Annotated in this window: 12 protein-coding genes; 9 read left to right on the top strand and 3 right to left on the bottom strand. The window is 42.7% G+C overall.

The features are described 5' to 3' along the window. The first annotated feature begins 23 nt into the window (after positions 1–23). Positions 24–2,648, top strand: coding sequence for a right-handed parallel beta-helix repeat-containing protein (locus tag FET73_RS03850; RefSeq protein ID WP_154222583.1), 2,625 nt, complete (start codon positions 24–26; stop codon positions 2,646–2,648). A gap of 69 nt (positions 2,649–2,717) precedes the next feature. On the opposite strand, the gene FET73_RS03845 is transcribed toward FET73_RS03850, so the two are convergent. From FET73_RS03845 to smc, 3 genes are all read right to left on the bottom strand, one after another. Next, a complete protein-coding gene (locus FET73_RS03845; protein ID WP_154222582.1) occupies positions 2,718–6,176 on the bottom strand; it encodes a DUF11 domain-containing protein in 3,459 nt (1,152 codons plus the stop codon). A gap of 71 nt (positions 6,177–6,247) precedes the next feature. Next, positions 6,248–6,901 carry a ComFC family protein gene (locus tag FET73_RS03840; protein WP_154222581.1) on the bottom strand — a complete coding sequence of 218 codons (654 nt, stop codon included), beginning with the start codon at positions 6,899–6,901 and terminating at the stop codon, positions 6,248–6,250. Between the two features lie 46 nt (positions 6,902–6,947). Next, positions 6,948–10,466 (bottom strand): chromosome segregation protein SMC, encoded by a 3,519-nt coding sequence (gene smc, locus FET73_RS03835; protein ID WP_154222580.1) that lies wholly within the window; start codon positions 10,464–10,466, stop codon positions 6,948–6,950. A gap of 116 nt (positions 10,467–10,582) precedes the next feature. On the opposite strand from smc, the gene queF reads away from it, so the two are divergent. From queF to FET73_RS03795, 8 genes are all read left to right on the top strand, one after another. Further along, a complete protein-coding gene (gene queF, locus FET73_RS03830) occupies positions 10,583–10,939 on the top strand; it encodes a preQ(1) synthase (protein WP_154222579.1) in 357 nt (118 codons plus the stop codon). 369 nt (positions 10,940–11,308) lie between these two features. Then, positions 11,309–12,994, top strand: coding sequence for an Hsp70 family protein (locus FET73_RS03825; protein ID WP_154222578.1), 1,686 nt, complete (start codon positions 11,309–11,311; stop codon positions 12,992–12,994). Between the two features lie 2 nt (positions 12,995–12,996). Beyond that, positions 12,997–14,022: a J domain-containing protein gene (locus tag FET73_RS15380; RefSeq protein WP_154222577.1), complete on the top strand. Its 1,026-nt coding sequence runs from the start codon at positions 12,997–12,999 to the stop codon at positions 14,020–14,022. After that, positions 14,019–15,146, top strand: coding sequence for a DnaJ domain-containing protein (locus FET73_RS03815; protein ID WP_154222576.1), 1,128 nt, complete (start codon positions 14,019–14,021; stop codon positions 15,144–15,146). Before FET73_RS15380 ends, FET73_RS03815 begins: the two co-directional genes overlap by 4 nt. 163 nt (positions 15,147–15,309) lie before the next feature. After that, complete coding sequence (gene rpsO / locus FET73_RS03810; protein ID WP_154222575.1) at positions 15,310–15,576, top strand: 30S ribosomal protein S15; 267 nt, start codon at positions 15,310–15,312, stop codon at positions 15,574–15,576. A gap of 107 nt (positions 15,577–15,683) precedes the next feature. Continuing rightward, the gene (gene pnp / locus FET73_RS03805; protein WP_179952093.1) at positions 15,684–17,780 is read left to right on the top strand and encodes a polyribonucleotide nucleotidyltransferase; all 2,097 of its coding nucleotides are present in this window, start codon (positions 15,684–15,686) and stop codon (positions 17,778–17,780) included. 128 nt (positions 17,781–17,908) lie between these two features. Further along, entirely contained in the window at positions 17,909–18,331 is a 423-nt protein-coding gene (locus FET73_RS03800) for a LexA family protein (protein ID WP_154222574.1), read from the top strand. A gap of 10 nt (positions 18,332–18,341) precedes the next feature. After that, positions 18,342–19,598, top strand: coding sequence for a Y-family DNA polymerase (locus FET73_RS03795; protein WP_343032269.1), 1,257 nt, complete (start codon positions 18,342–18,344; stop codon positions 19,596–19,598). Positions 19,599–19,602: the final 4 nt, after the last annotated feature.

Below are 19,602 nucleotides of genomic sequence, written 5' to 3'. Positions count from 1 at the left end.
CAACACTTTAAACGAGTGGGGACATGAAAATTAAAACTAAAGAAATAAAAAATCAATATCATTTGAAAAGGAAAGCGCTGGTCAGCAGCGTCTTATTTGCACTGAGTGGTTTGGGGCAATCAGCTTTAATTCAAGTGGGTAGTGATTGTTCATTGGTGGAAGCGATTGAAGCAGCAAATACTGATGCGGTAGTCAACAGTTGTGTATCAGGTAATGGAGATGACATAATACAACTTCCTCCTGTTAATAGCCCGTTACAAAGTTTCGGTGTTAACTCACAGCATGAAGCATCAACTGCCATCCCAGGCACTTACGTAGGTTTGCCAATTATTAACAGCCACATCACAATAGACGGCCAAGGTAATACGATTCAAGGCAGCACTGGTTCAAACCTTTTCAGAATTTTTGAGTTAGCAGCAGGCAGCACATTGATTTTGAACGATGTGACTGTGGCCGGTGGTGATGATGGTTTAGGCATAGGAAGTGGCGTTTTAAACTATGCAGGATTCTTAGAGGTAAACAATTCTACTTTAAGTGATAACCATGGTGCTGTTGCCAGTATGTATGGTCAAACAAGCCTTAATAATTCTGTTGTTGTAAGTAATTTTGCAGATAACAGTAATACTGCTGCTGGCATCTTTGCATACAGTTCATTGTTTGAGCTGAACAACAGTAGTGTGATAAACAATCGACTTACAGAAATTCCGCCTTTATGGGGTCAAAGAAGCAGCAAGGGTAAAATAGATTTAAAAAGAGGGGGCTCAGGCCCTGTTGCTGGTGGTATACAGTTAATTAACTCTGAATCAAAATTAATCAACAGCACCATCAGTGGAAACAAAGGCTTTATAGGTGGCTTAACTATAACGGAGCAAGTGCCACCAGCTATCAGTAAGCATTTAAATAAGGGTAATGTTTCAAACAAAGGCGGTCCAAGTTATTCAACATTGATCAGCCATGTTACATTGTCTGACAATACAGGTTATGTCGGTGGTTTTGCTATGAACGCCAGCCTGGCATCGATGACTTTAGAAGCTACCATTATTTCAGGAAATAAAACTGAAGCATTGCCAGAATATGCCAATGGCTATGTTATCGGAGCATCCGCAGTAATTACAGATGCACATAATTTTATCGGTGATAATGGCCAAACTAAAGTGTATGGCCTACCAATGGGAGCATCAGATGTTGTTTTTACCAATTCAGTAAGTGACAACTTATATCCCCTCAATTTAACAAATGGTCAATTTGTTCAACCATTAAAACATGGCAGTATTGCTATTGATGGTCTGGCTAAATCATGTTACCAAAACTTGGTCTTAGATCAAGAAGGAAAAGGCAGGGGTATTGATGGTGATACAAATGGCTCTTTTATCTGTGATGCCGGCGCATTTGAGCATTCTTTGCCCATCATTGTAAATGGTGGTGCATGTACATTACAAAACGCCATGGTTTCTGCTAACAATGACGCCAGTGTGGGTGGCTGTCAACCTGGCAATGGGCATGATATTATTGAATTACCAGAAGGGAGTACACACACTCATACAGTCGCGGCAGATGTTTATAATCTTCAAAATCAGTATTATTTTGGTTCTGGATTGCCAGTTGTTAGAAGCGGCATGATCATAAATGGAAACAACTCATTGGTAGAGCGAGACACTTCGTCATTGGAAGATTTTAACTTGTTTACAGTAGCTGATGAAAATGGTTTGATTTTAAATGATGTAACCGTGACTGGTGCCAATACTGGATTAGCTGCTGTGGCGTCATGGTATGGCAGTGAAATCCAATTGTTTAATTCGAATGTGATAGGTAATCAAACAATGGGTGTGTTATCAGTTTTAAATCACATCAGCGGCATAGAAAAATCAAATATTTCTAATAACATGGGTGAGGCTCAATTTTCACATTTACCATCGGGGCTAGTTGGGCTTCAGAGTGCCAATTTTAGATTGAGTGAAACACTGATTTCGAATAATTCAGGCACAGCAATTGGAGGGGCGCAGTTATCAGGGAACATGAACATGGTTGTTAAGAATAATACCATTTCTGGTAATGAGGGTATTACATTGGGTGGTTTACAGATGGCACAAAACCAAGGACTGATCACTAACAATACAATCACAAAAAATGAAGGCCAAAGTGTAGGTGGCTTTTATGGCTCAGATGCTGACAATGTGACATTGTCTAATAACATCATATCTGGAAATATATTGGTGATTCCACCTCCATCTGCTGGGGATAAAGGCGGTGGAACAGGATATGCTGAAATGAATATGGTGGTATCTGGCACTCCACTGTTGGTCAGTAGAAATAATATCATTGGCCAAAATGGCAACAGTGGTACCAACCATGTGTTTGATCTTTCTGATGTTACACCACCTGGAAGTGTTGACACCGTCATTGAGCCAATATTGGTTGATAATGGAGGCACCTCAATGACTCACTTGCCAATTCTCGGCGGTTTGGCCATAGATTCAGGCAGTTCAAGTTGTGAGTTAAATAGAGTCGATCAGCGAGGGTTTATTCGTCCATGGGATGGGAATTCAGATGGTGTTTCATTGTGTGATGTAGGTGCGGTTGAACTGAATTCAGTGCATGAAGATGATTTGATTTTTAAAGATGGTTTTGATGAAGGTGTTGTGCCATAAAACAATTGTTTGAAATTTAAAAGGGCGGCTCATTATTTATGGTCCGCCCTTTTTTATGGCTTAAATTATTTAAGGGCTTTCGAACCCATCGGCAAATATCAAGTCAGCATCTTGCCATTTGAATTCATCAAGGTGGCCCATAGCTGCTTCTGTCGAATTACTGAGGGTGATGCTGCAACGTGCGGCCACAGCTGCTTGATCTGTCCAAATGATGGTCTCATAGGCCAGCCATTGACCAGGCGCGGATGATTGCATCAGTGATACTTCATCAGTTGATAGCACGTCACTGCAATCTGCTTGCGATGAAGAATGACATTGGATGCTGATTTCACCATCTTCCATTTGCATCAAATCACCCAGCAAAGAAGCACCCACGCGATATGGCCAACCACTGTTGACTGCTTGACATTGTGATGCGCCGACTTCAGAGCCGTTGGGGCTTATGACTTCGACGCTGCGTGAAATAAAGGAGTCATGGCGATCTGTGTCTGTTGATTCATTGATCCAAGATTGCCCATCAACTTCTGGTTGCCATTCCCATGGTGGTGGAGAAATGCCAATCGGGCCACATTCATCAAGATAAGCATTTTCAAATAAATTCCCGTGTTCTATGCGAAATGGAAATACCAAGTGGTCATTGTCCCAGTAAAAACTGTTAGCGAAATGTAGCGGGTTGCTGGCCACATCGGTGATGCCATCGCAAAAGAGTAGGGCATAGACGCCAGGGGTTAACGTTTCTGCCAAATCAATAGTCACTTCAGGTGCGTTGCTGCTATCTGATACGGTGAGTTGAGAAATGACTACTTCACTGTCATCACCTTGTACAATGCCACAAGATAATGTTTGTACATCAAAATCTGGACCTGTATTGACTAAGTAGTAATTGTTGTAGTCATCAAGTCCTTGCAAGTTGCCTTGGTCATCCAAAAATGAAGCGACCAATTGATTGGTGCTTAAATCATACTGATTGCATTGGCTTATGTTGGTGTCTGATATGCCGTCTTTTACAGCTGTCATTCTGGGTTTGTTTATATCAATTGGTGTATCAACTGAGTCAGAATCAGGAAAGGGCGCATTACTGGCATTTAAAGTGGCCACATTACTTAATTCTGTTATGGGGGCTGATATTTGTGCATCAGTTTTAACCGCAAAGAAAGCCGTACCTTTTGCACTGCCATTCAAATCACTCAGTGACAGTGTGCAATCTGATCCTGCCTGATTGTCAGGTAAGCATGTCCAGCCAGGTGTGCTACTTGTTGGTTGGAAAGTGGTGTGGTCTGGCACCGTTTCTGTCAGTTCAACTCCTACAGCATTTCTGTTACCGTCATTAAAATATATCAAGGTGTAATTGATGATTCTATCTAATCCAGCGGTGATGCCACCATCAGTTTTAACCAGACGAAGTAGGGCGTCGGCAATGATGGGTGTGGTGTCATTGGCATCAACCAATGTGGCATTGTCAGCAAATATTTTGGCTGTGTTATCAAGTTCTGTGATGACTTCATCTACAGGATTGTTTAATCGCAAAGCAAAATTTACCGTTCCATTTTCGCCACCGCCTAATGTTCCAATGTTATAAACACAAGCACCAAACACGCACACCCAACCTGGGCTGCTGTTATCCGGATCAAAACTTGTTTGGGCTAATATGGTGTCATTGATGGTTGTGTTGGCAGCATCTTGGTTGCCTATGTTGGCATAATTCAAAACATAAACAACAGACTGCCCAGGTTCGACCGATTGACCGCCATCAGATTTAGTGATTGTCAGTGATGCTAATGACGTGACTGGTGTTGTGTCATTGGCCAAGGTTTGTGCGGCATTGTTGGCAATAGCAGAGGCAATATTACTGACTTCAGTGGTTCCTGCTGGAACGGAAGGAATGACCGTGACTGTAAAATCAGCTTCAAATGCCGTGCCTGATAAGCTGCCAACATCCAAGGTACACTCTGAACCAGCAGTCACATCAGCGCATACCCATGAAGCATGACTCAAGCCCGCATTGAAGGTGGTCAAGTTTGGAACGGTTTCTGTGATGACTGCTGCATCAGTGACTTGGTTGCCAGTATTGCTTAAACTTAATTGGTAAACAATGTTGTCACCGGGTGCAGTAATTAAAATGTCATTGTCAGTTTTTGATAAGGACAAAACAGCTGTTGCGTTCACTGCCGTCATGGTGCCGCTTTGTATAGTATCCCCTGTGTTATTGGCTGTGATACTGGCTTGATTGTCTATGGTGGTTGTTGCTGCTGACACATAATCTAAAACTTGAACAACAAAAGTGGCTTGTGCATTACCACCTGGTCCCAGTTCAGCCGGTGTCAACGTACAGCTGCTGCCTGCCGTGTTACCTGGCACACAATTCCAGCCTGCGGTACTGCTTCCAGGTAAAAATACCGTATCAACAGGTACCGTTTCAGTTAAAGTCAATCCGGAAGTGGCACCAGTACCAGGTGCGTTGCTGTAATTCAATGTGTAAGAAATGTTGCCGCCTGGGACTGCCGTTATGCCACCATCTGATTTGGTTAAGCTCAATTCGGGTCCAGGTAACACTTCTATACCTTGGTAACCATTGGTTTGTACGGTGGCTGTATCTTCTATGTCAGTGATGGTATAGCCTTCTGTTGCGGTATCTACGGAAAATAAACTCCAAGTTCCGCCATTGGGTCTACCAATAAACAGGAATTGTCCAGACTGACTGTCCATCGCGGATAAACCAGAGCTGGTGGTGATGGGGTCACCAAATTCAAGTTCAATGTCTGCTATTTGCCCAGGTTCACCGCCATCTTCAATTTCAGTGAATCCAGTGAGTTTTCTTGCGCCGCCACCCGGGTTATAAACCAGCCACAATGCTTCATTGCCGGTATCCCATTCCAATCCAAAAAAATCACTGACTGTATATTCTTCCCAAAAATCTTCGAACAGCAACGCATAGTGCGTATCGGTATTTTGTGTGTCGATCACATAAAGGCTGGCTTCAATCAGAACGAAAATTCTATTGTTTGTTGAATCACCACTCATTAAACCACTGCCTAATGCCATACCTGAAGCTTCTAGCGTGGCGTGGTGGGGTGTAACTGTACCGGTTGTTGGATCGATGGTGGCGATTTCGATGTTCACCCCGCGATCAAACAAACCATATAACACGCCATTGGGTTCATCATACCAAACACCCCAGTTGTTGCTGGTTGTGTAACCTGCCGTCAGCAGTGGATTGGCTGTTGTTGTACCGTTGGTTAAATCTACGGTGTATATCCGGTCTTCGTTGGCTGCATTTCGGGCAACAAAATAAGACAGGTTTGCTGCTACATTCAATGCAGTCGCGCCAGTGGTCATGGCCAGTGTGCCAGCGTCAACAGAGTTGTTGTTGCCTAAAAGTGAAATATCACCGGTTGATTGGTTTATGGTGCCGATTTGTCGTTGTCCAATATTGGGATTGGGTAAGCCAAAAACACCGTAAATTTCTTGTGCAAATAAGAGACCTGATAAAAGACAACCAAAGAAACTGGCAAATAATTTAAATTTCATAAACACACCCAAAAAATTGAAGTGTTATTTATTGTAGCTGATTGCGAGAGAATTTGCTTTTGTAATTGCCGTTATCCCTTGGATCGTGAAAATACGGCGGCTATCACGGTTTTTACTCCTGCTTTTTTGAGTGTTTTTGCTGCCGACCTTAATGTTTGTCCGGTGGTGAGTACATCATCGATCAGTAACACGGTTTCGTGGTTGAGTTTTTCTGGGCATTTAAAGGCTCCTGCAACATTTGCTTGCCTTTGTTTTTCACGCAATTCGGCTTGCATTTTTGTTGCTTTGGTTCGAATTAAGGCGTTTTGTAATAAGCGACGGTTTTGTTTTTCTGCAATGATTTTGGCGATGATTGCCGCTTGGTTATAACCCCGAATCCTGAGGCGGGAGGGGTGTAAAGGCATTGGAATAATTGGTGTGTTTACGTCTGTTGACTCAAGGTATGGAATCAAAGCTTCTGCCATGATTTGAGCGGCAGTTAATTGTCCACCAAACTTCAACTGATGTACCCAGTGATCGATAGGGTATTGGTAAAGGCTGGCGTAAATCACCGCATCAAATGCAGGTTGAGAAGTGCGGCATTCGCCACAAGTGTCGCTGTCATCATTGGGCAAGGGCTTGCCACAGTTTAGGCAACTGAAATCTGGTTTGACCAACAAAGTGCGACAAGCTTGGCACAATGCATTTGGTGCGGGCGAGGCACATACAGAACAACGGCGCATCATGACTGGCTGTCCGTTGATATTGTCATCATGCCTTGTGTGTCATTAATTATTGAAGTGCCATTTCTTCAGCTTCTGCTAGATCTACCGATACCAGTCGAGAAACACCAGCTTCCCGCATGGTAACGCCCATCAATTGATTGGCGATTTCCATCGTCACCTTGTTGTGGGTGACAAACAAGAACTGCACTTTTTCAGACATTTCAGCGACCATGGCTGAAAAGCGGCTGACATTGGCATCATCCAATGGTGCATCAACCTCGTCCAGCATACAAAAAGGTGCAGGATTCAGGTTGAAGATGGCGAACACCAGTGATACAGCAGTTAAAGCTTTTTCACCACCTGACAACAACTGGATACTTGAAACACGTTTACCCGGCGGTCTGGCCATGATGGTGACACCGGTAGTGAGCAAGTCATTACCCGTTAACTCTAAATAAGCATGGCCGCCACCAAACAGGCGAGGGAAGATTTCTTTGATGTTGTTGTTGACGGTTTCAAAAGTTTCCTTGAATAAGGTACGGGTGTCTTTGTCGATGCGAGCTATGGCATCTTCAAGCGTACCTAAAGCGGCTTCTAAGTCGCTGTTTTGTTCATCTAAATAGGCTTTCCGTTTGGACTCTTCTTCAAACTCTTCAATCGCGGCGAGGTTAACAGGTTCTAAGCGAACGATGCCTCGGTTTAAGCGCTCCACCTGTTCTTCTTTGTCAGCCACTTGTTGATCCAGATTCTGACTCAACTGTCCCGCTTCTTCCATGTCTTCAACCATTTGGGCGGCGTGGAAGCCTTGGTCTTTCAGTTGTTCATAAAAACCTGTGGCTTTCATTTTATTAGATTGCGCCGTTAAATTGGCTTGCTCCAAGGCGCTGCGGGCTTGATCAATTTGGCTCTGGTGTGCTGAGCGTGCACGTTCCAATTGATCCAATTCAGATTGAGACTGCTGCACTGTTTGGCGTTTTTCATCGCGTATTTTTTCTGTAGATATGCGGTCCGCAATCAACTGTTCTAAATCATTTTGTTTACCAGACATCGGATCCAAATCTTGACTCATTTGCTGTAACAATTGGTCTTTCCTCGCAGTTAATTGTGCCAGATTATCTTGTGTACGGGTCATGCCTTGTTGCAGTGCTTGGGCTTTATTCTGGTGGGCAGCCAGGCCTATTTTTTGTTGATAATAACGGGTTGAAATGTCATTCAACTGCGACTTACTTTGTTGGTATTGCCCTTGGATGCCTTGTTGCTGTTGTTGTAGTTCTAATTTGTTGGTTTCAACCGCGACCAAGTCATTCATTGCCTGCTCTAACAAAGCGCGTGATGTTTTGATCGCCGCTTCATCGTTTGCTAACGCTTTTCTGACTTGATTGCTTTCCTCGTCCTTTTGAGCGGCTTGTTTTTTCAACTGCTCGATCATTTGTTGTTTATTAAGGATTAAACCATTCAACTCAGAAAGCTTACGGTGCGACATGTTGACGTCTAGTTGCAGTTGTTCAATTTGCCCTTGCTGAGTGACCTTGTTGGCTTTGACCAGTTCATTGTCTTGTTGCGCTTGTTGTAGACTGACTTCATCAGTTTCAATGTTTTGGTCCAGTTGTTTTAATGCCTTTTGGCGTAACAAGAAACTGTCTTCTGAACCACCTTGGTTGATGTGCAACCAGTGTTGGCTTAACCAGTGGCCGTCGGCTGTCACCACAGATTCGCCAGCGGCCAAACCGTTGACTAAACTTTGGGCCTGACTCAAATCGGGACATATTTTGATGCTGTTGAACCAATCTAATACCGCATCAGGTGCTTTGACACATTCTGATAAAGTACCTTTATTGGCGGCTAAGTGACCTTGGCTGTTTTGAACAGTGGTTGCAGCACCAAAGGTCCAATCTTTCATCACCGTTTGCCAATCTTGCTGATCGGTGACAAAAGCCTGAAGCCGATCTTGTAACACCGTCTCGACAGCCAATTCCCAGCCGGCTTCAACTTTGATCAAATCAGACAACCGCTCTGATTGTAGTTTGGGGTTGTCCGCCAACCATTGTTTCAATGCGGGATTGTCTTTGGCTTGTGCGGCTTGTTGTAGGGCTAATAAGGAGCCACGTCGACCTTTGTTTTGGTGTAATTGTTCTTGGCATTGGTCAATGGTTTGGCGTAATAATTGACCTTGTTGGTCTAGTTGTTGCTGTGCTTCTTTGGCTTCAATCAAGGCTTCTTCCAAGCTTTCGTGTTTGGCCTGTTGCAGTTCGTTTTGTTCTTGTAGGTGCTCCAAATCAGCATGCAATGCCACATCTTCGCTTTCACCGTCTATGGGCAGCAGCATTTGAAGGCGTTCGGAAGAACGCATGACTTGTTGCTCTAACGATTGAATTTTGGTGCGTTCCACTTCGATGGTGCGGTTTTTTTCATTCAGTGCTTGTGCGTTTTCATCCCATTGGGTACGCCACTGTTCTTGGCCTGACTCGCTTTCTTCATGAATCGCCTGAATTTCTTCTAACTGCATTTCCAATGCTTCGATTTCAGGTGTCAGGTTTTCAATCGCCATTTGCTGTTCTTCAAATTGAGCCTGGTCGGTTTCAATTTGTTCTTGCGCACGGCTGATACCGTGTTCCGTTTGTTCCAAGTCTAATTTGTGGCGTTCAGACAAGGCTTTAGAATGCGCGATGGCTTGCTCAATTTTGCCGATTTCACTGTTGATATGGTACAAGCGTTCTTGCACTTTGTTGTTTTCATCGACCAAAGCTTGGTGAGCGGCACGTTGGGCTTCTATGTTTTTCTCACCATCTGTTTGTCCAGAGCGGGCTTGTTCCAAAGCGGTTTTGAGTTGATTGACTTGTGCCTCACTGCCTTCGGCTTGTTGATTCCATTGGTGCCAGCGAAGCGCCAACACTTCAGCGCGAATTACTTTGTATTGTTCTTTCAGTTTTTTATAACGCTCGGCGTTCTTGGCTTGTCTTTGTAAGTGTTGAATGTGTTTGCCAACTTCGGTGCGCAAATCATCTAATCGCTCTAAATTTTCTCTTGTGCGTTTGATGCGACGCTCGGTTTCGCGTCTGCGGTCTCGGTATTTAGAAACACCGGCCGCTTCTTCAATGTAACCGCGCAAATCTTCGGCTTTGGATTCCACAATTTGCGAAATCATACCTTGTTCAATGATTGAATAACTTCTTGGGCCAAGGCCTGTGCCAAGGAACAGATCAACAATGTCTTTTTTGCGGCATTTGTTGCCGTTGAGGTAGTAAAAGGATTGTGAATCTCGGTTCACTTGCCTTTTGACTGATATTTCATTGTAGGTGGCGAATTCACCTTGAATTTGTCCATCTGAATTATCAAAAAGTAATTCTACAGTCGCTAGGCTGACAGGCTTTCTTGAGGCAGAACCTGTGAAAATGACATCGGTCATAGAGGCGCCTCGCAGCATCTTGGCAGAGGTCTCTCCCATTACCCAACGCACGGCATCAATGATGTTGGATTTACCACAACCATTGGGGCCTACCACGCCAATCAGGTTGCTGGGTAACAGTACTTCTGTCGGGTCTACAAATGATTTGAATCCGGCTATTTTTATTTTAGATAATCGCATGGATTGTCCTTTCGCTTATGCTTCCACTCTTTTTGGTACTAATTCTAGCACTTATTCTTGCTATTTTATTATGAATTGGTTATCTTGCCGCCTTGATTTAATGCACGAGAATTAACATGAGCACACAACCAAGTTCAGACTTAGAAGTATTCCCTAATCCAAACGCTGAAAGGGATTATACCATCATTATTGATATACCAGAGTTCACATGTTTGTGCCCTAAAACAGGCCAGCCTGATTTTGCTACTTTGAAGTTAGAGTACACGCCTGATGAGAAATGTGTCGAGCTGAAATCTTTGAAAATGTACATGTGGACTTTCCGTGAACGTGGTGCATTTCATGAAGCCGTTACCAATGAAATCATTGACCATTTAGTGGCAGCCACTGATCCACGTTGGATGAAGTTGACCATGAAGTTTAATGTTCGTGGCGGCATCTATACAGACGTTGTTGTTGAACACAATAAAAAATAAACAAAGTTTTTTGGTTTTAGACAAGAAACAAAAGACCCTACAGAATTGTGGGGTTTTTTATGAAACATAATATAAATTGTTCAAAGTGGCTTTAGTATTTGTAGAAAATATTTTCTCATGCAATCGCTTTTGTCTTAGAAATGCTATTTTCGGTATATTTTGCTGATTATTTGGTATTGTTTGTGGCTGATTAGTCAGCCTTCAGTAACTTACATCAAAAAAGCACATGAGTTTTCGTTATTGAAACGAATGTTAGGATGTGTTTCAATTTTCAAGCACAATCTTGCGCTCAGGTATAATAATCTCTTACTGAAAATATATATTTTTTTTGATATAACGGGTTGCTTTTATAAACACAATAAATAAAAAATGATATTAGGTATCGATTTAGGGACAACAAACTCAGTTTGCGCCGCCTACTCAGAACAAGAAGTAAACATCATTCCCAACAGCTTCAATGAAAAACTGACCCCATCTTGTGTCAGTTTTGAAAAAGATGGCACCATACATGTAGGAAAATCAGCCAGAACCCGAGCGGCTTTATATCCAGAAGAAACAGTGGCTCACTTTAAGCGATACATGGGAACAGAGAAAGTTTATAAGATACATGGTAAAAAATATTCTCCAGTAGAGCTGTCCTCATTGGTATTACAAAAACTGGTTGCTGATGCAGAAGCACACACAGGAGAGAAAGTCTCTGAAGCGGTGATTTCGGTGCCTGCTTATTTTAATGGCATACAAAGAAAAGCCACGATACAGGCGGCTGAAATGATAGACCTTAAAGTAGAGAAGCTAATCAATGAACCGACTGCTGCTGCCATTGCATACGGATTACAAAATAAACCTGAGTACACAGATTTCATGATTATTGATTTGGGTGGGGGCACATTTGACGTGTCAATCATGGAATATTTTGATGACATACTGGAAGTCAAAGCCTCAGGTGGTGATAACCATTTGGGAGGAGAGGATTTTCTACAAATTTTGGTCGATATTTATTGTGAAAAATCCAAAATTAAATTAAATAAACTCAATGCTGAAGACAGACAAGCTGTTTATGCTCGCATGGAATTGTTCAAAAAAGAAATCAACAAACAATCTGTCATTGAACCTTTCATCAAAAAAGTAAAAAGTGACATCAGCATCACAGCAGAAATATTTGAAAGGGCTTGTCAGCCATTGGTCAAAAAAATCATCAAAGCGATAGAGCTTTGCTTGAAAGACGCACAGCTTCCTCCTGCTGAAATTGATGAAGTGATATTGGTAGGTGGTTCCAGCCGTTTGTCATTTTTAAGAACCTTGGTCACACGCATATTCAAAAAAATGCCACGAACGGACATAGACCCAGACTTGACTATTGCACATGGCGCGGCCATTCAAGGGGCGCTCAAGGGCAAAGACAAAGACTTAAAAGATGTGGTGCTGACAGATGTGTGCCCTTACACCTTGGGAACTGGCGTTATAGGAAACAGTGTGTATGATGACAGTTTGTTGTATTCGCCAATCATTGAACGCAATACGGTGGTGCCAGCCAGTCGAGTTCAGTCCTATGTCACAGCACAAGACAACCAAACAAAGCTTAAGATGGAAATTTACCAAGGAGAAAGTCGCTTGGTAAAGAACAACATCAAATTAGGAGAGTTTGAATTAGCGGTGCCCAAAGCCAAAGCAGGTGAAGAAAGCGTAGATTTACGCATCAGCTATGACATCAATGGCATATTAGAAGTAGATGCTGTAGTGGGTTCCACTGGCGAAACAGCTAACTTATTGATCAACAATTCACCCCAAGAGTTAAGCCCAGAGCAGGTTGCAGCCTCAAAGAAAAAACTGTCATTACTGAAGGTGCATCCAAGAGACAACGAAGCGGTCAAAGAAGTGATGTGGCGTGCAGAAAGTATTTATGAAAATAGCTTGGATCAGGAGCGTGCTGAGCTGAGCGAATTAATAGCCAGATTTCAATCTGTTATAGACAGCCAAGACCCGAAAAGAATCGTCCAAGCTGTTCAAGACATGTCCGAGGCACTGGAATCATTCGATGCCAACAGGTGGCTGTAAAAATGTATCCTTGGGATGTGCTCGGCATTGACGAAACAAATGACAAGAAAGTCATCAAAAAGGCCTATGCCAAACTGATAAGAAAATACAGGCCAGATGAAGCGCCTGAGAAATTTCAAGAAATCAATGAAGCGTATCAGTTCGCATTGAATTCCTTAGAACTAGGCACGGAAGCTATTGGAGTAGAGTTTGAAACAGAGTGTGACAATCAAAAAGAAGAAAAGCAAAACGTTACTCATGACAACTTTAAAGTCAACGCTTGCATTGAACAGGTAAATAATATTCTTGATGGAAAAATTCAAGATGTCAATAATATAAAAAACTGGGAGGTGGTTGATAACTTGCTGGTTGACATGGCTTTTGAGGAAAGAAGCCATGTGGCTTATTTAGCATTTCAGAAATGTTATGATATTAATAATAACCACATCAAAGAAACTGGATTAATCATTATCACTGAAAGTACGCTTCAGTATTTGGATTCGCTGTTTCATTGGACAGGCCGTTGGCAAGAATACCAATACTGCTTTACTCTAGATTGTATTAGGCTAAATTTTAATCTAATAGAGGGAAACAGTGAATATTCTGCTGATTCTTTTGGTGTAGAACCATGGAAAAGAATAATGGCTTTACTGATTGATATAGCCTTGGTTTCATCAATATGTTTGTTACGGCTGTGGTTAACCGCAGGAGAAGATTTTGTTGGGTTTTTTGTATTTTCTTTCGTTTTCTATCAAGTTATTATTGAGCTTATTTTGCGACGTGAAACATTGGGTTGTAAATGGCTTAATTACAAAGCAAACAGTCAATTTTATACTTCGATTTCATATAAACAAATAATTATACGATTGGCTGCATTTCATATGATGTTTGCCCCTATTTATATGATATTGCTGGGTAATGAGCAGTTGGTATTGAAGGGGGGGATGGTAGTGATTCTTCTTTATATAGTTTGGGTTATAGCTTTTTTAGGAGGTAAGAAATATATCCATGATGAATTGGCTTCAATAAAAATGGTTAAAACATCATGAATTACCCATGGGACGTGTTAGGCACAGAAGAAACAAATGACAAAAAAGTCATCAAAAAGGCCTATGCCAAACTGATAAGAAAATACAGGCCAGATGAAGCGCCTGAGAAATTTCAAGAAATCAATCAAGCTTATCAATATGCTTTGACTTTGCTGAAAAGTAATCAGGCGGATGATGACGTGGTGGCTGTAACGCCTGAGTATCCGAAAAAAAACGAATCAGAAGAAGTACAGACAGAATCACCGATTGATGTGGCTGATGATGTGGCTGAAGTGGAATCAGTGGTGAGTGAATTTACTCATACCCAAGAAATTGACGATGTTATTGAAGAAGTAGAGGAAGATGACACTGAATTAAATTTAGCCAATGACATTTTAGAACAGTTTCATCAGATGGCTTTCGCGGAGTACAAGCGCAAGAAGAAAGCGGAAAGTTGGAACTTCCTTAATCAATACCATGAGATTCAGGATTTGCAGCTGCGAGATTCATTGTCAAAAGAGCTGTTCAAGCGGGTAGCCGAATACAATTTTTTCCAGCTCAAAGAGAATAAATCGTTGTTGTTAAATCAGCCTATGGTTCGGTTGGTTGCGGAAGTGTTGGAATGGGAGTCGCAATGGCAAGAATTTCACCAACTGTTCCCTGAAGATTATGTACAGCACGTATTCAGCTTACTTGAAATGAAGGGAAAACAAAAAGAAGGTGAAAAATTTTATAACAGGCCGTTTGGTGTGTTTATAGAAATTATCATGACGGTGATTTTTATCGGTATCATTTACCAGCCTTCATTTGGCCTTGATAAAGAATTACTCATCATTATGGCTTATATTTTGTTTAACAGTTTTTCTTCGTTGTCCAGCATCAGTATGTCAAGCATGCAGTACATGTTGGATTTTAAATTGTTTGATGTTTACTTGAATGAACCCAGTTTAAAGTCAAAAATCATCAGAACTCTGACCTATCATGTTTCTATGATCCCAGTGTATTTGTCGGCATATGATGCCGAATATTTTGTTTCACTCATGTTTCCAGTCGCCGCTTTTTTGCTGATAATTAATGTTATTTTATGGTTTAAAAATAAGCAACTACTACATGATTGGCTGTCTGGGACAATAATGCTGAAATAACTGTGGCAATGCTTGAGTTTGCCATATCAAAAGATTAGAATACGCGCACTTAATGGCACGGCCATTAAGTCAATATTCTGACTGGTACGATCGTCTGACGGCCCGTCGGTTTTTTTAAACGAGCTCATGCCCTATTGGACAAGCTCCTTCAACGAGAAATAACATGATTACAGTTGAACAAAGACAAGCAATTATTGCTGATTACAAAACCAGTGACAACGACACTGGCTCACCTGAAGTACAAGTGGCTTTATTGACCGCTCGCGTTAACAACTTAACGGAACACTTCAAGTCACACAAAAAAGACAAACACTCAAGACGCGGTTTGATCAAGTTGATTAATCAACGTCGCAAATTGCTGGCTTACGTTAAGCGCGAAGACACAGTGAGGTATCAAAACCTCATCAAACGTCTTGGCTTAAGACGATAAGATTGGCTCAAAACCCGCACATTGTTGCGGGTTTTTTGTATGTATTCATGGGAATGCATATTCGGAAATAAGAAAATAACAGGCCATTCGCAGGTCAGGAAAAAAAAGTGAATAAACAAATAAAACAATTTCAATACGGTGAACACACAGTCACATTAGAAACAGGTCAAATTGCAAGACAAGCATCAGGTGCGGTTAAAGTCAGCATGGGCGACACTGTTTTATTGGTTACAGTAGTGGGTAAAAAAGAAGCCAAGCCAGATCAAAGCTTCTTCCCATTAACAGTTAACTACCAAGAAAAATTTTACGCAGCAGGCGCCATCCCAGGCGGTTTCTTCAAACGTGAAGGACGTCCTACTGAAAAAGAAACATTGATTTGTCGTTTGATCGACAGACCCATCAGACCTTTATTCCCTAAAGGTTTCAAAAACGAAGTGCAAGTGATTGCGACAGTGATGTCTTTCAGTAAAGACATCGATTCAGACATCCCAGCTTTGATTGGTACGTCTGCGGCATTGGCCATCTCTGGTTTACCATTTGACGGCCCAATTGGTGCGGCACGTGTTGGTTATGCTGACGGTGAATATTTATTGAACCCCTCTTTGGAAGCATTAGAAACATCTCAATTGGATTTGGTTGTTGCGGGTACTGACCAAGCGGTATTGATGGTTGAGTCTGAAGCTGACTTGTTATCAGAAGAAGTGATGTTGGGTGCGGTAAACTTTGGTCACGATGCGATGCAAACTGTGATCGAGAACATCAAAGAATTTGCTGCAGAAGCGGGCAAAGAACGTTGGGTTTGGGAAGCTGCTGAAACCAATGAAGCATTACTGGCTGATATCAACAAAAATTTCGGTTCACAAATCGAAGCGGCATTCGCTAACCAAGAAAAAGAAGCACGTTATGCGGCTTTGGGCGAAATGCGTGATGCAGTGAATGCCCATTACTTTCCAGAAGGTGAAGAATCAACACACTGTCCAAAAGAAGTTTCAGAGTTGGTTGGTCAATTAGAAAAAGGTCACGTTCGTAACAAGATCATTTCTGGTGAAGCACGTATCGATGGTCGTGATCCCACACAGGTTCGTCCAATCTCTGTAGAAGTGGGCATCTTACCACGCGTTCATGGTTCAGCTTTGTTCACCCGTGGTGAAACACAAGCGATTGTAGCCACTACATTGGGTACTGGTCGTGATGCACAGTTGATCGACGGTATCGAAGGCGAAAGCAAAGACGATTTCATGTTGCATTACAACTTCCCTCCATTCTGTGTGGGTGAAGCAGGCTTCATGAGCGGTCCTAAGCGCCGCGAAATCGGTCATGGCCGTTTGGCTAAACGTGGTTTGTTGGCTGTTATGCCTACAGAAGAAGAATTCCCATACGTTAAGCGTATTGTTGCTGAGATCACTGAATCTAACGGTTCTAGTTCTATGGCATCAGTGTGTGGTTCATCATTGTCTATGATGGATGCGGGTGTACCATTGAAAGCACCTGTTGCTGGTATTGCCATGGGTTTGATCAAAGAAGGTGATGACTTTGCTGTATTGTCTGACATCTTGGGTGATGAAGATCACTTGGGTGACATGGACTTTAAAGTGGCCGGTACTGAAGAAGGTATCACTGCATTGCAAATGGACATCAAAATCCAAGGCATCACGTCACAAATCATGGAAATCGCTTTGAAACAAGCGACTGAAGGTCGTAACTTCATCTTGGGTGAAATGAACAAAGTCATTTCTTCTCACAGACAAGAAATGTCAGCTTACGCGCCGCGTTTGGAAACCATCAAGGTTAACCCTGACAAGATCCGTGACATCATCGGTAAAGGTGGTGCAACGATCCGTGCTTTGACTGAAGAAACCAACACCACCATTGACATCAATGATGACGGTACGGTAACGATTGCTTCTATCAACCGTGAAGACGGTGATTTGGCCAAGAAACGCATTGAAGATTTGACTGCTGAAGTTGAAGTGGGTGCAATTTACGAAGGTAAAGTGGTTAAAATCATGGACTTCGGTGCATTCGTTAACTTGTTACCAGGCCAAGACGGCATGGTTCACATTTCAGAAATCTGTCACGAACGTGTTGCCAAAGTCACTGACAAAATGTCAGAAGGCGACGTGGTTAAAGTGAAAGTTTTGGAAGTGGACAAACAAGGCCGTGTGCGCTTGTCAATGAAAGCTTTGGAAGCCAAGCCTGAGTAATCAGCCTAAGCTTTGAATTAAAAAAACCCGCAATCTTGCGGGTTTTTTTGTGGCTGTAATAAAGTCAAAAAGAAGTAAAAGCATAAGCATGATTGGTATTGTCTATCGGCTGGGCGTAAAATATCAGCATGAGTAAAGTGACTTTATTAAAACCCAGTGGTCAATACAGCGAAGTGCCGCTGTATTCAGGCAAGGTTTCGGCTGGTTTTCCAGGTGTGGTGGATGAGCACATGGAAGACAGCTTGAGCTTGGATCAGTTGTTGATTAAGCATCCAGCGACCACATTTTTTGCCAAAGTGGAAGGGGATTCTATGCAGGGTGCCGGTATTTTGCAGAATGATGTATTGGTTGTCGATCGCTCTTTAACAGCCAAGGACAAGGACGTGGTGGTGGCCTTATTGAACAATGAATTCACCGTTAAGCGCTTGCGTACCCACGGCGGTTTGCGTTTACAGGCGGAAAACCCGCATTACTCAGATATTCAGGTCACAGGTGAAGTCGAACTGGTGATTTGGGGTGTGGTGACAGGGATCGCCAGGTCATTGGTTTGAGCGCTTTATGGTGAAGACTTTTGCCTTATGTGACGTCAACAGCTTTTACGTTTCCTGTGAGCGTTTATTTCGTCCTGAGCTGAATGATATGCCTGTGGTGGTGTTGAGTAACAACGACGGTTGCATCATTGCGCTTTCTGATCAGGCCAAGGCCATCGGTATCAAGATGGGGGATCCAGAGTTTAAAGTCAAAGGCTTGTTGAAAAGGCATGGCGTGGTGACTTTTTCATCCAACTATGGGTTGTACGGAGACATGTCTCAACGCTTTAACTGGATTCTAGAACAGCATTGTGAGCAAGTCGCCTCGTATTCGGTAGATGAATCATTCATGAGTTTTGATCAGTATCCAGAGCCGTTGCGTGACATCAGCCTGCGGATCAAAAATGATTTGTGGCGCTGTTTGTCTTTGCCCGTTTGTGTCGGTTTAGGCCCGAGTAAAACGCTGGCAAAAACGGCCAATCATATTGCCAAGAAGAACAAGCTTCTGACTGATGGTGTGGTTGACCTGAGTACTGAAAAAGCCAGGCGATATTGGCTGCCCAAAATTCCAGTGGGGAAAATTTGGGGCATTGGCAGGCAATTGAGTCTGGGCTTGGCCAAGATACACATCCACACGGCTTGGGATTTACACCAAGCCGATCATGCGGTGTTGCAACGCATCTTTTCGGTGAATGTGGAGCGTACCATTTTGGAACTGCGTGGTGTCAGTTGTTTGGCATTTGATGAAGTACCACAGCCCAAAAAGTCGATACTTAATTCACGTTCATTTGGTCACAGCATCACAGACTACAATGACTTGAAGGAAGCTTTGTCTTACCACGTCAGTCGTTGTTGTGAAAAGCTTCGTGCCCAGCAGTCGATGGCGCGCAGCATCACACTCTACTTATATGCGAAAAGACAGCAAGACCGTTACCTTTACCAACCCAGTCAAACCATTATGTTAGCTGAGCCGAGTGATGACACGGGCGTGTTCATTCAAGCCATTGAAGCTGGCTTGAGGCGATTGTATAAGCACAATGAACAGTATAAGAAGGCAGGCATTTTACTGAATGCCTTGAGCCCAAGAAAAGGGCATCAAGGTGATTTATTCAACACCATCAAGGCGCGACCTGAACTGATGGACAGTTTGGATAAAATCAACCAGCGTTATGGTCGTGATGCGCTGAAATTTGCCAGTCTGGGTTTTGATAAGCGTTGGGCCATGCGTGCCAACAGCATGTCACCACATTACACCAGTCGCTGGGAAGATTTGATTAAAATCAGTTAGTCAG

The sequence above is a fragment of the Marinicella rhabdoformis genome, from assembly GCF_009671245.1.
In the GTDB taxonomy this organism is placed as follows: domain Bacteria; phylum Pseudomonadota; class Gammaproteobacteria; order Xanthomonadales; family Marinicellaceae; genus Marinicella; species Marinicella rhabdoformis.
Note: the sequence above shows the minus strand (reverse complement) of the source record. Positions and strands in the feature narration are given on the sequence as shown.

Bases quoted from the DNA above. Each gene is read 5' to 3' on its own strand.
- FET73_RS03845 (WP_154222582.1), bottom strand. From the start codon at position 6,176: ATGAAATTTAAATTATTTGCCAGTTTCTTTGGTTGTCTTTTATCAGGT.
- FET73_RS03825 (WP_154222578.1), top strand. From the start codon at position 11,309: ATGATATTAGGTATCGATTTAGGGACAACAAACTCAGTTTGCGCCGCC.
- FET73_RS03850 (WP_154222583.1), top strand. From the start codon at position 24: ATGAAAATTAAAACTAAAGAAATAAAAAATCAATATCATTTGAAAAGG.
- FET73_RS03840 (WP_154222581.1), bottom strand. From the start codon at position 6,901: ATGATGCGCCGTTGTTCTGTATGTGCCTCGCCCGCACCAAATGCATTG.
- FET73_RS03815 (WP_154222576.1), top strand. From the start codon at position 14,019: ATGAATTACCCATGGGACGTGTTAGGCACAGAAGAAACAAATGACAAA.
- rpsO (WP_154222575.1), top strand. From the start codon at position 15,310: ATGATTACAGTTGAACAAAGACAAGCAATTATTGCTGATTACAAAACC.
- FET73_RS03800 (WP_154222574.1), top strand. From the start codon at position 17,909: ATGAGTAAAGTGACTTTATTAAAACCCAGTGGTCAATACAGCGAAGTG.
- queF (WP_154222579.1), top strand. From the start codon at position 10,583: ATGAGCACACAACCAAGTTCAGACTTAGAAGTATTCCCTAATCCAAAC.
- FET73_RS15380 (WP_154222577.1), top strand. From the start codon at position 12,997: ATGTATCCTTGGGATGTGCTCGGCATTGACGAAACAAATGACAAGAAA.
- smc (WP_154222580.1), bottom strand. From the start codon at position 10,466: ATGCGATTATCTAAAATAAAAATAGCCGGATTCAAATCATTTGTAGAC.